The organism is Vibrio sp. 10N.247.311.13 (assembly GCF_041467595.1).
Taxonomy (GTDB): Bacteria; Pseudomonadota; Gammaproteobacteria; order Enterobacterales; family Vibrionaceae; genus Vibrio; species Vibrio crassostreae_C.
On sequence record NZ_JBFSUX010000055.1, the window covers coordinates 21,364 to 35,977 of the forward strand.

Here is a 14,614-nt window from a genome sequence, read left to right on the forward strand (position 1 = left end):
CCGTTATGTGCAGCTACTATAGATTTGTAATAAGATGAGAAAAATAGTCATATTGGCACTTGATTGGTGCCTTAAATGCAACAAAGGGCGTTATGGATATATCGAGTCGTTTATTATTGTTACTTGAAGTGGTTGAGCTGGGTTCGTTTGTCAAAGTGGCGGAGCAAAGAAACGTCGACCGTTCCGTTATCTCTAAACAGATCAGCCGTCTTGAAGAAGAGCTGGATGTTCGGTTACTCAATCGAACCACTCGTTCGTTATCTCTGACAGCTGCAGGCAATGAGATGGTCATCAAGCGCATCAGCTTCGTGCACTGTTGAACGATACTCGACGCTTGGCGCAAAATTATCATGCAGAGCCTCGAGGGTTATTAAGAATCACCAGCTCGACCATGTTCGGTCGACAATATGTTCAGCAGGCGATTGCGGTTTTCCAGAAGCAGTATCCAGATGTTGATTTTGAATTGAGACTCGAAGACCGAATCGTCGATATGGTTAAAGAAGGGTTTGATATTGGTTTCCGTATTGGTAAGCCCAAAAACTCCAGCCTAATCAGCCGTAAGATAGCCAGAAGTCGATTGCTGATTGTCGCTTCACCTGAGTTCATTGCTCAGCATGGCGAGATCAACACCATCGAAAAGTTAGAGTCATTACCTGCGACTATCTATGCCGCTCCGGGTTTGTTGATTGATAAGTTTTCTTATGTCGATCAAGAGGGGCAAGCGCAGCATTTCCAGCTTAATGCCGCTTATAAAGTGAATGACGTTGAGATGATTTCCAAGAGCGCGCTAACTGGCAGTACTCTCGCGGTTGTCACGGCGCAGATGATTGAAGATGAAGTGCTCAGTGGAGAGTTAGTGCCTATTATGACTCACTTAAACTTGGATGACTTTGGCACTTTCTATGCGGTGTACCCACATCGAGATGCACCCATAAAAACCAAGCTCTTCATTGATACATTGAAAACCATTGTCGGTGAAGATAAACCTGTGTGGGAGCAAGGCATTCCCGGGTTTGACGACATGTATGGCAATCAGCGAACAAAATCATAGCTCAAAAAAATCAATACGTTAGGTTGCTTTGTTGCGCGTATTTTGTAATCTAGCCCAAACCTAAGTTTGAACGCAAACTTCAAGTTAAAGTGAACTATATTATACTGGTTATTATCAGGAAGAAACGGCTATTCAAACAGGAAGTGAAAGATCATGAGAAACATCGTATACCTCACCATAGGCCAGTTGGCTGAGCGCAGTGGCGTGGCTCCTTCGGCCTTACGCTTTTACGAAACCAAGGGGTTGATTGCTTCAATTCGTACTAACGGAAATCAGCGCCGTTATCAGTCGGCGATGTTGAGAAGAATTGCTTTGATACAAGTCGCACAGTCGATTGGCTTCACGCTGGAAGAGATCACCGAAGAGTTATCGACACTGCCGATGAACCATACCGCGACTAAGCGAGATTGGGAGCGCGTTGCTAAGAAGTGGCAGGGTCAACTTGATAGCAAAATGGCGCAGATTAAATCGCTACAAGAAAACTTAACAGGCTGTATCGGTTGCGGGTGTTTGAGTATGCAGAAATGCCACTTGTTGAACCCTGAAGATATTCTGCATGACCAAGGGCAGGGCGCACAACGGATCGTTGATCAGACTAACTGAGTTCCCGAAAGGCATGGAGCAGCGAACTAAGTTTCAGGTGTTTGCTCAATGGGTTAAGCAACAGTTGTGACGAATAGCGTGCCTAGACAAACACGAATTATAGGTCTAGTTTAGGTGGTTCTTTCAATAAAAGAAGAGGTTAGTTATGTTCAGCCATGTTTTTCTCGGTACCGAAGATATTGAACGCGCAAAGGCTTTTTATGACCCAATCATGAAAGTGCTTGGTTATAGCGAAGGCTCTGTGGATCCTAAAGGGCGCTGTGTTTACGTTAGCCAAACGGGTGTGTTGGGCTTAACCAAACCGATTGATGGTCAGCCAGCAACGCACGGCAACGGCATGACGGTGGGTTTTCTTGCGCCTTCTCCTGAAGTTGTAGATGAGTGGCATCGAGTTGGCGTCGAAAATGGCGGTACCAGCATTGAAAATGGTCCCGGAGCGAGAGGTTCTGACGAGCGTCGCTTGTACATGGCTTATTTGCGAGATCCTGATGGAAACAAGATCTGTGCAACGCACTTTATGCCGTAGTTTACGTTATGCCATCGTTCATTTTATGCCACAGTGGCGTATACTTAGATCATATTGATGGTTCGGAGTTGGCTAAGTTACGGCTCTGGACTTGTTAGCTTCCCGATAACTCAAAATTTTGCAAAGGACTGGCTAGATGAAACCGAACGAACTGTTTTATGAAAGTTTTGAGCGCTGCCGGATTGACCAAGAATTTCTCGAAACGTTTTTGGCGGATTTTTGCGAGCATAATCCAAGATTTTCAGAACGTTTTGAAAAGATAGGATTAGAGCATCAAACCAAGATGCTTAAAGCCTCGATCATTCTTATCTATAACTCTGCTGGTCTACCAAGCGTGCGTAACTCAGTAAAGAAATTGGGTAAAAGGCATAAAGACCTAGGGCTGGATATTTCCGAGATTGAGCTCAACGAGTGGTTCAATTCGTTACTCAATACAGTTAAAAAATATGACCCTCACTACGATGAAAGCGTCGAACAAGCTTGGACAGAAACTCTCGAGGCCGGCTTAACTATCATGAAGAAAGAGTGCGTAGTTCCAAACACTGTGAATAACTAGGTCGTTGATGGGTAGTTTTGCTTGTTCGTTAGTTAAAACCGGCATTAACTCTTGAAAGATTGACATTGTCAGGTAAGCCTAACGATATCAGGCTTACCTCTTATTGTTTGACTAGAAATGAGCAGCCCAACCAATCAGGAACCCTTGCGATGCGGTATCGTATTCAAAGGTCCCCTTGTTTTCGTAATCAACCCAGGTCGATTTGTAGGCAACATTTAAGTCAGACCAACTGTTTATCTGGTATCGCACGCCAGTTAACAGAGATGAGGTAAAGTTGGTGTCACTACCAAGCCCTGCATCAATGGTTGCGTGAAACTTCCAATCCTTATTGATCTGCGTTATCCATCTCACACCTACTTGGTAGTCAACCCAATCTTCATCAAGTGATCGGTCGACACTTAACCTACCACCTGAACCGTAAAGCTTGGTATCAATGTCGTTATCCCACCAACGAAGCCCAAACAGATAATCAATCGTGCCAAAATCGTATTGGTAGCGCTTAAAACCCTTCACATCTAAAACACCTTGTCGGATATCAAGGTTGCCTCTTAATAACTCTGCGTTGGATCCTAATACCGAGTTTGTTTTTCCGCTTAGTTTCATGAAGCTGTAGTCAATGTAATAGCCCCATTGATTGTCATAGTCACCCTCTAAACGCACCATTGCGGTCATATCAAGATGATCCATGATGAATGAAGGATCAACATCAACATCTGCTGACAAATTACCAATGGTGCTGTCTCCACGAATATTGAGTGCGAGCGCGTAGATTTCGAAACTATGTTGCCACTTTTTTGTATCCATCGGTGTACTTGCTTCTTGCGCACTTACGGTTGAACTAGCCATTAATACTGATGCGATTAGGTAACGCCATTTAGCCATATCGATATCCTTATCTTTTGTGTGAAGTAGCAAGTTTATGAATGTGCCTTGCGGGGGGCAATTTTCATATATGCAACTTGTATATTGCTGATTGTAGACTATGTTTTTTGAAATGAGCCAAGTTAAAAGAGTTAGGGTATGAAGCCACAGAGTATTTTCTTGTTCGTTGCAGTTTTAGGTTTAACACCTATTGCACTGTCTTATGGTTATGCCCCCGTAGTCTCTCTTGACTATCTATTTGGTATCGACGCCACACCCATCAACGTTACTCATATCTTTCGTGCAGTGATGGGGCTTTATTTGGCTCTGGCGTTGTTTTGGGTGTTTGGCGCACTGTTCAAAAAGTATCGACTGCCAGCGCTCTATAGTTTGGTGGTATTCATGTTGGGTTTAGCTGCCGGACGAGTCATCAGTTTGGTGGTGGATGGCATGCCGCATTGGCTACTTTTTGTTTATCTAATATTGGAGTTGGGCTTTGGTTTAGTTGGTTTAAAAATGATTCATAAAGAGCAATCTGAAACAGTATAAGGACATTCTATGAAAAGGATTTTCCACCTTGTTGTGATGAGTGTGTTGAGTAGCTTTTCGCTATCGGCATGGTCAGCACAAGAGCAACCGAATATTTTTGTTATCTTCACGGATGATATTGGGATCTCAAACCTGAGTGCTTATCACAATGGTGTGATGAGTAGTGAAACACCAAACATCGATAGTATTGCTGAAAAGGGCATGCTACTCACAGATTATTATGCGCAGCCATCGTGTACGGCCGGGCGCTCTGCATTCTTAACGGGGCAGTTACCAGTGCGAACGGGTATGCACACGGTGGGCTTACCGGGTGGGCCTGTTGGGCTGCATGCGGATACGCCAACACTACCAGAAATTCTCAAAACCATGGGTTACGTGACTGGTCAGTTTGGTAAAAACCACTTGGGTGACCGTGATGAATTCTTACCAACAATGCACGGCTTCGATGAGTATTGGGGCTGGTTGTATCACCTGAATGCGATGGAATACACCGAAGATCCAGACTGGCCAAAAGACGGTTCGTTGGATGCTTTTGCGCCTCGCAATGTGATTTACGCGAAATCCGATGGCAAAGGCGGACAAACCATTGAAGACGATGGCGCGCTAACTATCGAGCGTATGCGCACACTAGATGATGAAGTAAATAAGCACGCGATCAACTTCATCGAAAGGGCGGTTGAAGCGGATAAGCCATTTTTCACTTGGTACTGTCCATCACGCGGTCACGTTTGGACGCACCTGTCACCTGAATACGAAGCGATGCTCGGTCAAAACGGTTGGGGACTCCAAGAAGTGGTCATGAAAGATCTTGATGATCACGTCGGTGAGATGATGGCGAAGATGGAAGAACTCGGTATTGCTGACAACACCATCATCATTTTCACTGCCGATAACGGCCCAGAGATCATGACTTGGCCTGATGGTGGTATGACACCATACCACGGTGAGAAAGGCACTACGTGGGAAGGTGGCGTTCGTGCTCCAGCTCTCGTTAGTTGGCCAGGTAAGATTCCAGCGGGTAGTGTGGGTAACGGCATCTTTGATGGTATGGACTGGCTACCGACACTTGTTGCAGCTGCGGGTGGCCCTGCCGATCTGAAAGAGAAAATGCTAAAAGGTCACGATGGCTTTAAAGCACACCTCGATGGTTATAACCAAGTCGATATGTTGACGGAAAAAGGTGAGTCGAATCGTAAAGAGATTTACTACTACGAACGAGATAAGCTACAAGCGGTTCGAGTAGGAGATTGGAAGGCGCACTTCATCGTGCAAAATCACGGTTGGAGTGGTCCTAAAGAAGAGCTAAACGCCCCATTACTGTTTAACTTGCGCCGTGACCCGTATGAGCGAGCGGCCGAAGAATCGGGCATGTACTTGAAGTGGATGGGACAAAAAATGTGGGCATTTGGCCCGGCTCAAGCGGCGGTACAGCAACACCTAGCGACCTTCAAAGAGTGGCCACCTAAGACGCCAGAAACTCAGCCAGACAATACCGGTGGTGTGGGGAATTAGCGTACACTCACTTCCAGAACCTAAATAAACAAAGCTCAGCCCCTAAGTTTTAGAAACCTAGGGTGTTGGGCTTTTGTTTTGCTAAAAGAAAAAGGCTATCAGAAGAAGTGAACTAGTCCTCAAGAGGAAGCTGATAGCTGTTTTTCAACTCTTTTACTGAGATGTTCGACTGAATCGCGCTCACGCCTTTGACTCTTCTGATCGAGCTAATACGCTCAAAGTACTCTTCTAAATCTTTCGCCAACACTTGCACCATGTAATCGGCGCCGCCTGCAATGCAGTGACACATTGGAATCCAATCGGTTACCGCGACAAACTCTTCGAACGGTTCTGTGTTTTCAACTTCATGATTGCCTAGTGTTACAAGGGTAAAACCAGCCACATGAAAGCCTAATTTCTTACGATTCAGCTTAGCGGCGTAACCATCGATATAGCCAGTTTCCTCCATGCGTTTCCAACGACGCCAGCATGGGGTTTCGCTGAGGTTGACCTTCTCTGCGAGCTTGCTGTTGCTCATGCGTCCGTCTTGCTGGATATGCTCTAAGATGGCGATATCTGTGTCATCCAATACTTCTTTGGTGGATTCTTTCTGTTTCATGGCTATTTTGGAAAATTCTTGCTCAAATTTGGATTAATATTAGCCTATATAGCAATTTAATTCCTAGTCGAATCTGTAAACTCTCTCCCTATAAATACTTTACTTATTAGGAGTGAGAGGAAATGAGCTCTCAATTAATGCTGGCGTTCTTGCTATTTTCAACATCAATTGCAATTACCCCTGGGGCAGGCAATATCGCATTACTTGGGATTTCAAGTCGTTATGGATTTGCTGCGACTTTACCTTTTATCTCTGGGAACGCTGTTGGCATCATCATCGTACTGGCGGGTTCTAGTGTCGGTTTGGTGAGCCTATTTACCCTTTACCCAGAGCTATACAGCATTTTGAAATACGCGGGTGCGGCTTATTTGCTGTTCATGGCGTGGTCGATTGCGAATATGCAAATCGAAGAAAGCACCACCGACAATCGTTCAGGCTTTGTGTCGGGTGTGTTGGTGCAGGTGTTAAATCCTAAAGGTTGGATAGCGTCATTAACCGTGTTTTCGCAGTTCATCACTCCGAATGCCGATTACTTGATTCAAGTCGTGACCATTATCGCGGGTATGGTGATTACCGGTGTACCGTGCATGTTGGTGTGGGCGTATTGCGGCACCATGCTTAAAAAGCTACTGCAATCACCAAAACAGATGATGTTTGTGAACCGTTGCTTGGGCGGAAGCTTAGCGATGGTGGTTGCCTTTATGCTTTATCAACCGGCGTAAATCACAAAGAAAAAAACCACTCCTAAATCCATAGGAGTGGCGTCTAAATGTCGACTAAGTCGTTAACAGTAAAGAATTAAGTTAACAAATATTTAAGGAACTTGAGTTAAAAGCTTTAAGCTTTTCAGTGTAAAGGTTAAGCGGTTTCAGCTTCTTTAACTGGAGCTGAGTTACGGATTAGGTGGTCAAATGCACCTAAGCTTGCTTTCGCACCTTCACCCATCGCAATGATGATCTGTTTGTAAGGTACGGTTGTCACATCGCCTGCTGCAAATACACCTTTCATTGATGTTGCGCCATGAGCGTTAATTTCAATTTCACCGCGTGGTGATAGCTCAACTTTCGAACCCTTCAACCATTCGCTGTTTGGCATCAGGCCGATTTGAACAAAGATACCTGCGAGTTCAATCTGTTTAAGTTCATCGGTGTTGCGGTCTTTGTATTCCAGACCGGTTACACGGTTGCCATCACCAATCACTTGCGTTGTTTGTGCCATCTTGATGATTTCGATGTTTGGCGTTGCGTTCGCTTTGTCGATAAGTACTTGGTCAGCGCGCAGTGTGTTCGCAAACTCAAGCACAGTTACGTGTTCCACGATACCTGCTAGGTCGATAGCCGCTTCAATACCTGAGTTACCGCCACCAATAACCGCTGTTTTCTTACCTTTGAATAAAGGACCGTCACAGTGTGGGCAGTAAGCGACGCCTTTATTGCGGTACTCTTGCTCACCCGGAACGTTCATTTCACGCCAGCGAGCACCGGTACTTGTGATAACCGTGCGAGCTCGTAGTGTTGCGCCGCTCTCTAGCTCAACGTGGATGTAGCCGTCTTCAGTGTCTTCTGCTGCAATGATGTTTGCAGCGCGCTGCTCAGTCATCACTTCAACACCGTACTCTTTTACGTGCTCTTCAAGGCTTGCCACTAATTTAGGGCCAGTTGTCGCTTTTACTGAGATAAAGTTCTCAATCGCCATGGTGTCCATCACTTGGCCGCCGAATCGGTCAGCAACCACACCAGTACGAATGCCTTTACGTGCAGCATAAATTGCCGCTGAAGAACCTGCAGGGCCGCCGCCTACAACCAATACATCAAACGGTGCTTGTTGGTTTAGGTTTGCTGCTTTCTTTTCCGCTGCGCCTGAATCAACCTTGTTAAGGATTTCAGCCAGTGACATACGGCCTTGACCAAATAGCTCACCATTAACGAATACACTTGGTACTGCCATGATGTCGCGAGACTTCACTTCATCTTGGAATGCTGCGCCGTCGATCATCGTTGTCTTAACCAGAGGATTAATCGCCGACATCATATTGAAGGCTTGAACCACTTCTGGACAGTTTTGGCATGAGAGCGAGATAAAAATCTCTACATTAAGCTCTTGATCGAGTTCTTTAATTTGCTCGATTACGTCCGCTTCAAGCTTGATAGGGTGACCACCACTATGAAGCAGTGCTAGAACCAGTGACGTAAATTCGTGACCCATTGGTAAACCGGCAAAACCGATCGCGGTGCCTTTCTCTTGGTTCACGACCTGCATGATAGGGCTGCGAGTGCTTGCGCTGTCATCGCGAGTCACTTCAATTTTATCGGTTAAAGACGAGATGTCATTCGCCAGATCTTGAAGTTTGTTCGCGGTGTCGCTGCCATCCAGGCTAAGCACTAACTGAACATTGGTTTTTAGGTTTTCTAGGTATGCTTTTAGCTGCTGCTTCATTGCTTGATCTAACATAATCGTGCCTGCTCTTAAATTCTGTGTCTTGGTATTGACCAATACCTTCTTGCTGAAAAAGGAAAATAAAAAGGGGGCGCAAGTCGGCAAATATTGTGGTGTTGATGTTTTGAAAGGGTGGCGCGCGACTGCCCTTTAGGAGGGGGGCCGAAGCGCGCCTGTAGAACCGTTTAGCTATTCTTGTTAGCTAGGCTTAGATTAAATCTTGCCTACTAGGTCTAGAGATGGAGCTAGAGTCTCTTCGCCTTCTTTCCATTTAGCTGGGCAAACTTCACCTGGGTTAGCGGCTACGTATTGTGCTGCTTTAACCTTGCGTAGTAGGTCTTCTGCGTCACGGCCGATGCCTTCAGCTGTGATTTCCATTGCTTGGATAACGCCTTCAGGGTCGATTAGGAACGTTGCACGGTCTGCAAGGCCTTGACCTTCACGCATAACGTTGAAGTTATTTGTGATGTTGCCTGTTTGGTCGCCTACCATGAAGTATTCGATAGTGCCGATTTTGTCAGAAGTATCGTGCCATGCTTTGTGAGAGAAGTGAGTGTCAGTTGATACTGAGTAAACTTCTACGCCGCGAGATTGAAGCTCTGCGTATTTGTCTTGTAGGTCAACTAGCTCAGTTGGACATACAAATGTGAAGTCTGCTGGGTAGAAGAAGAATACAGCCCACTTGCCTTTAACGTCTTGCTCAGTGATTTCTACGAATTCGCCGTTTTTGAATGCTGTTGCGTTGAATGGTTTGATTTCTGTGTTGATCATGATTTGACTCTCTTTCTAATTTATAGTGTTTAACGCTATCCCGCGTCGATGTAGATATATTGCATTGCCACCGAAAATTAGTGAAATCGGACATTTCTATAGATTCAATAGGCGAATCCTATCTTCGAAAGGAAAAGGCTATCGGTAAAAGCTATCAACAAAAACAATTAACAAAAGCCATCAAACATCAACAACTCCCAATTTAAGTAGCTATGCTCTTTAGGTTGTTCTCTACATTGGGCTTATCTCTATTGGTGTGTGTATCTATGTGTCTATGTAGGTAGGGTTCGGTATGGTTTCTTTGCGTGAGTTGAGTTGTTATATTAAACTGTAAATAACAAAAAATTATCATTAATATAAATTATGATAATTTCAGTTAATTAACGCATGTACCTATACTCTCTCCATCGAAACGAAACACCGAAGCTAGACTTCGAAAAGCACAGAATTTAAAACGAATTTGGAGCAAGTTATGAAAATGAATCACGTAGGCATCATGGTGGGTGACATGGACCAAGCAGTCGAGTTTTACACGAAAGCTCTAGGTCTAAGAATCGTAATGAACAACACCAAAGTGATGGAAGAGCGCGAATCAGCAATCGGCCGCATGTGTATCGCTGTGTTCGGTGAAGGCTTTAAAGGCTTCAACATTGCACACCTAGTAACATCTGATGGTATCGGTGTTGAGCTGTTCGAAATGAAAGAGCGCCAAGAGCGTCACGAAGTTGATTTCTCACGTCTAGGTATCTTCCACTTCTGTCTACAGCTTCCAAAAGAGCAGTTTCATTCAGCGATTAAACGTGTTGAAGAGTTTGGCGGTAAGGTCCGTATGGACATCATGCGTTACCACCCAGAAGACGAACTAAAACAAGCACAAATGGTTTACCTAGAAGACCCGTTTGGCAACCTGTTCGAATTCTACTCGCACACATACGAAGACACTTACGCGACTGACTACGAGTAATAGTGTTATCTACCTGTCATAAGGTAGAAAACCGAAACACCCCCTAAAGAGGATTGGTAGAGATACCAATCCTTTTTTTGTGTCTGCGATATTGAGTGGAAGGTTACGGATAAACCTGGTCAAAGGAGTGCTTTGTGCTCTTCGTTGCACTAAAACAAGCCGACAGTGTTGATCTATAGTGCAGCACTGGCTAAAGATGAAACTTAACTGATTGATAAGTATGATGTTAAACCATTGGCATATATGTTGCTCTATTGTCTTTATGTAAATTGTATACAATAAAAAATACATAAAGGAAGTCACATGGAACAGAACAGTGAATTGATCTACGGATTAGACGATCGACCATCAGTCAGAGCTGCCAGTTACGCAGCGTTGCAGCATGTATTAGCCAGTTTCGTTGGTATTATCACGCCCACACTCATTATTGGCGGTGTGCTTGGGTTGGGTGAGCACATTCCTTATCTGATCAGCATGGCACTCATGGTGTCTGGGGTCGGTACCTTTATTCAAGCGAGAAAAATAGGGCCAGTTGGCGCAGGGATGATCTGTGTCCAAGGAACCAGCTTTGCGTTCTTGGGATCTGTATTAGGTGCGGGCTTCCTTGTTAAAGCGAATGGCGGTGGGCCGGATGAAATGCTCGCCACCATTTTTGGCGTTTGTTTCTTCGGTGCGTTTGTAGAAATTGTCCTATCGCGTTTTATCGAAAAGTTGAAAGTGGTGATCACCCCAGTTGTAACCGGAATCGTTATCACCACAATTGGCATCTCTTTGATTAAAGTTGGCGTCACAGATATTGCTGGTGGCGTTGGTGCCGAAGATTTTGGCTCTGGAAGCAATCTGATGTTGGGTGCCATCGTCCTCGGAACCATAGTCGCGCTTAACCTGAGCAACAATAATATGGTTAGGTTGTCGTCGATTTTAGTTGGGTTGGTAGTTGGCTGGGGCGTTGCCATTTTGATGGGCAAAGCGTCTATGGTTTCTTTTGCTTCTCAACCGCTATTGAGTATTCCTGTCCCATTTAAATATGGCTTCGCTTTTGATTGGCAAGCCTTCCTGCCTATCGCTTTTATTTACTTGATTACTGTTATTGAAACGACGGGGGATCTTACCGCCAACAGCATGTTCTCAGGGCAGCCGGTTAAGGGGCCGAAATATATCAATCGACTCAAAGCTGGCGTGCTAGGTGACGGCGTGAACTCGCTTATCGCAGCAGTATTTAACACTTTTCCAAATACGACCTTCAGCCAGAACAATGGTGTGATTCATTTTACCGGAGTCGCGAGCCGCTACATTGGCTACTTCATTGCAGCCATTCTTTTTCTGTTAGGGCTATTTCCCATCTTAGGCGCGGTATTAATGACGATTCCAAAACCTGTATTAGGCGGGGCGACATTGGTGATGTTCGGTACAGTTGCCGCAGCGGGCATCAAGATTATTGCAAATGAAAAGCTGGATCGCCGCAGAATCATGACGATTGCCATCTCATTAGGTTTAGGACTTGGAGTAATGCTAGTGCCTGACTTATTGAAAGAAGCACCCAAGCTAGCGCAAAGCATATTTGGCTCACCAGTAACCATGTCTGGTATTGCCGCGCTTGTGATTACCGGGTTGATGTCTTTGGTGCCTGAAACTAAAGCCAAATCGATGACGAATTCGGTACAAACCAGTAAAGCGTAACTTATACAGCCGAGAAGAAGCGTAGGTGACTGATTACGGACAATTGCGTTATCTACCTACCATAGGCAGAAAAACGAAACATCCCATAGAGAGGATTGGTAGAGATACCAATCCTTTTTTGTATTTGGATGTTTGGCTGAGTGACTTATCTACATGAAGTGATTAAGAAATATACAGATTTAAGACGTTGTTAAAGTTGACGTTTTGAAGATAAAACCTTTCATGAATATGACTGAAGCGAGCGTGCTTCATGAAAACATTCCGTCATCATACCGAATGGTAGCCTTGGCTGAGCAGTGACTATACTCAGCATTATATTGCTAACCAACAACAACGAAAATAGAGAAACATGCAGAGATTAGCGCACACAAACCACATGAAAAAATTACATATTATCTTTACCGCTCTTATCCTTATGATATTAGCCGGATGCACCTCAACGTCGGCTGTCGGCAGTTCTAAAACAAAGGAATATGCCAAGTCACATGCTCTTGCTGGTAAAGCTTCTTGGTATGGCGATAAATTTCATGGAAGGCTCACAGCAAGTGGTGAGACGTATAATATGAATGCGACTACTGCGGCTCATAAAACCTTGCCATTCGGGACTATCGTGAGAGTGACCAATACAAACAATAACAAGTCTGTTGATGTGAAAATTAATGATCGAGGCCCTTATGTAAAAGGCCGAGTGATCGACCTGTCGCACAAGGCATTTGCAAAAATCGGCAACGTTAAACAAGGCACCGTGCCTGTTAAAATCGAGATTGTTGATGATAGTAATACCTTTCGATACAAACACTAGAATCCCCTCCTAACCTCCCCTTGGTTTACATCTCCGATCCCTTACCAGTAGTGGGAAAGGGGAGGAACAGAACCTCGATATCGGTGAATCAATAGCTCATTTATGCTTACTCAATAAGGCTGCTTTGTAGCCTTATTTGTGCCTTTCGATAATCCATTTTTAATAAGATTATCTTATTTCTAATATGTGGGTTGATGATGTTATGAGGTAAATAAATCAGTATCTTAGCTTTCTTATCATTAGGGTTCATTGAAATTCATTGTGAAATAATGAAAAGCTGAACTAATCCAAAATTGGTTGTGGCGGGCGTGTAATAGAAAGGGGGAGGTACAATTGATGGGAGAAGAAGACTCTCAAAGAGAGGGAAATTACATTTCGTTACTCACTGAAGTAAATCTGAAATATTAGTGACACGGTTCTGAAATTTTTGGTGTTTAGCTTATGGGCTTCTATATCGCATTCAAATAAGGAAATACCCGTGAAGCTAACCCCTGTCGTTGCAGCCCTAATTATGTCTTTTAGCTCAGCAAGCTATGCTTTCAGTCTTCAACAATCTGCCAATGAAAACAGTGAAGATCTCGTATGGACAGGGCACCTAAGCCCAGACAGCGACACGGTAATGTCTGCGATGCTCGCGGCTCATATCTATGGCGGTACAGCGACAGTACCAGAGCCTATCAATCCAGAATCCACCTTCATCTTGAACTACTGTAATGCTGAATCTCCCCGCGTAGAGACAGATTACTCTTCATATCGAGTGGGGCTGGTGGATTTCAATCAAGTCACTCAACTAGCACCAACTATCGACCAAGCATCGATTGTTGCTGTGGTTGATCATCACGCAATTGGTGGCTCACCGATTAATACACCACAAATTGTCGAAATGGATATTCGAGGTTGGGGATCGGCTGCAACTATTCTGGCTGACAACGCTGAAAAGCTGGATGTGTCACTACCTAAGCACCTTGCTTGTGTAGGCTTAGGCGCAATCCTTTCTGACACTGTGGTATTCCAATCATCAACCACTACTGAGCATGATCGTGAGTATGCTGAAAAGCTGGCAAAAGTTGCAGGTATTTCAGATATCGAAGATTTCGGCCAACAGATGCTGATTGCTAAGTCGGATCTCAGTCATCTTTCTTCTGAAACCATTTTGACGCTGGATTACAAAAACTTTAAATACGGTGGCAAACAGGTAGGTATCGGCGTTGCTGAAACGCTAACGGCTCAACAACTGATTGACCGTAAAGATGAGCTTCTAGCAGCAATGAAGACTTACAAAGAAGAGAACGGCTTAGATCATCTTTTCTTCTCTATCACAGACACTAAGAACAAAGAAGCTAACTTATTGTGGGTGGATGAAAGCGACTATCAAGTGATTAAATCGGCTTTCAACGCTGAACCAACAAGCGACATGTTGACGCTAGAAGGTGTAACTTCTCGCAAGCGTCAGATTGGCCCTGCGGTACAGAAAGCCATTGAGAGTTTGTAGAGAATAAGAGCCGTTACTTTATAAATAAGTAGTGAAGGGATTGGTAGAGATACCAATCCCTTTTTTAATTATTGGGCGTCTAAATGGGATTTGGACAAAAATGTGCCAGCGATTTTCCTAAATTAATAATTCATGGATAAATTAAAGGACGGCAAATCCGGTGTTTTTCAAGGTAGTTGTCATCATTTGCTTACTTATTAAGCAGCTTCTCTT

Annotated in this window: 14 protein-coding genes and 1 pseudogene; 11 read left to right on the forward strand and 4 right to left on the reverse strand. The window is 44.4% G+C overall.

Annotated elements, in window-relative coordinates; genetic code table 11:
• Positions 1-92: 92 nt before the first annotated feature.
• From AB6E52_RS18400 to AB6E52_RS18415, 4 genes and pseudogenes are all read left to right on the forward strand, one after another.
• A pseudogene (locus tag AB6E52_RS18400) lies at positions 93-1,051 on the forward strand (LysR family transcriptional regulator).
• Positions 1,052-1,204: 153 nt separating this feature from the next.
• The gene (gene soxR / locus AB6E52_RS18405; RefSeq protein WP_102320544.1) at positions 1,205-1,654 is read left to right on the forward strand and encodes a redox-sensitive transcriptional activator SoxR; all 450 of its coding nucleotides are present in this window, start codon (positions 1,205-1,207) and stop codon (positions 1,652-1,654) included.
• A gap of 145 nt (positions 1,655-1,799) precedes the next feature.
• Positions 1,800-2,180, forward strand: a complete 381-nt coding sequence (locus AB6E52_RS18410) for a VOC family protein (RefSeq protein ID WP_017071825.1) — start codon at positions 1,800-1,802, stop codon at positions 2,178-2,180.
• Between the two features lie 136 nt (positions 2,181-2,316).
• Entirely contained in the window at positions 2,317-2,736 is a 420-nt protein-coding gene (locus AB6E52_RS18415) for a globin (RefSeq protein ID WP_102320543.1), read from the forward strand.
• A 111-nt stretch (positions 2,737-2,847) separates the two neighbouring features.
• Here AB6E52_RS18415 and AB6E52_RS18420 read toward each other — a convergent pair whose 3' ends face one another.
• The gene (locus tag AB6E52_RS18420) at positions 2,848-3,618 is read right to left on the reverse strand and encodes a DUF481 domain-containing protein (protein WP_102320542.1); all 771 of its coding nucleotides are present in this window, start codon (positions 3,616-3,618) and stop codon (positions 2,848-2,850) included.
• Between the two features lie 138 nt (positions 3,619-3,756).
• Between AB6E52_RS18420 and AB6E52_RS18425 the strand changes: the two genes are divergently transcribed.
• On the forward strand, positions 3,757-4,146 hold the full coding sequence (locus AB6E52_RS18425; protein ID WP_017071827.1) for a DUF4345 domain-containing protein: 390 nt from the start codon (positions 3,757-3,759) through the stop codon (positions 4,144-4,146).
• Positions 4,147-4,155: 9 nt separating this feature from the next.
• Positions 4,156-5,658, forward strand: a complete 1,503-nt coding sequence (locus AB6E52_RS18430) for an arylsulfatase (protein ID WP_102320541.1) — start codon at positions 4,156-4,158, stop codon at positions 5,656-5,658.
• 112 nt (positions 5,659-5,770) lie between these two features.
• Here the strand turns inward: AB6E52_RS18430 and AB6E52_RS18435 are convergent, their stop codons facing one another.
• A complete protein-coding gene (locus AB6E52_RS18435; protein ID WP_102320540.1) occupies positions 5,771-6,256 on the reverse strand; it encodes an Lrp/AsnC family transcriptional regulator in 486 nt (161 codons plus the stop codon).
• 122 nt (positions 6,257-6,378) lie between these two features.
• Here AB6E52_RS18435 and AB6E52_RS18440 point away from each other — a divergent pair, with 122 nt between their 5' ends.
• Positions 6,379-6,978 carry a LysE family translocator gene (locus AB6E52_RS18440; RefSeq protein WP_017071831.1) on the forward strand — a complete coding sequence of 200 codons (600 nt, stop codon included), beginning with the start codon at positions 6,379-6,381 and terminating at the stop codon, positions 6,976-6,978.
• Between the two features lie 136 nt (positions 6,979-7,114).
• Here the strand turns inward: AB6E52_RS18440 and ahpF are convergent, their stop codons facing one another.
• Together ahpF and ahpC are read right to left on the reverse strand one after the other, a co-directional pair.
• Positions 7,115-8,707: an alkyl hydroperoxide reductase subunit F gene (gene ahpF / locus AB6E52_RS18445; protein ID WP_102320539.1), complete on the reverse strand. Its 1,593-nt coding sequence runs from the start codon at positions 8,705-8,707 to the stop codon at positions 7,115-7,117.
• Positions 8,708-8,905: 198 nt separating this feature from the next.
• Positions 8,906-9,463 carry an alkyl hydroperoxide reductase subunit C gene (ahpC, locus tag AB6E52_RS18450; RefSeq protein WP_016798107.1) on the reverse strand — a complete coding sequence of 186 codons (558 nt, stop codon included), beginning with the start codon at positions 9,461-9,463 and terminating at the stop codon, positions 8,906-8,908.
• A 472-nt stretch (positions 9,464-9,935) separates the two neighbouring features.
• On the opposite strand from ahpC, the gene AB6E52_RS18455 reads away from it, so the two are divergent.
• The 4 genes from AB6E52_RS18455 to AB6E52_RS18470 all read left to right on the forward strand — a co-directional run bounded on the left by AB6E52_RS18455 (position 9,936) and on the right by AB6E52_RS18470 (position 14,401).
• Complete coding sequence (locus tag AB6E52_RS18455) at positions 9,936-10,427, forward strand: VOC family protein (protein ID WP_017065261.1); 492 nt, start codon at positions 9,936-9,938, stop codon at positions 10,425-10,427.
• Between the two features lie 303 nt (positions 10,428-10,730).
• Entirely contained in the window at positions 10,731-12,107 is a 1,377-nt protein-coding gene (locus AB6E52_RS18460) for a uracil-xanthine permease family protein (RefSeq protein WP_102320538.1), read from the forward strand.
• Between the two features lie 349 nt (positions 12,108-12,456).
• Positions 12,457-12,909 carry a septal ring lytic transglycosylase RlpA family protein gene (locus tag AB6E52_RS18465; RefSeq protein WP_102320537.1) on the forward strand — a complete coding sequence of 151 codons (453 nt, stop codon included), beginning with the start codon at positions 12,457-12,459 and terminating at the stop codon, positions 12,907-12,909.
• Between the two features lie 478 nt (positions 12,910-13,387).
• Positions 13,388-14,401 (forward strand): manganese-dependent inorganic pyrophosphatase, encoded by a 1,014-nt coding sequence (locus tag AB6E52_RS18470; protein ID WP_102320536.1) that lies wholly within the window; start codon positions 13,388-13,390, stop codon positions 14,399-14,401.
• Positions 14,402-14,614: the final 213 nt, after the last annotated feature.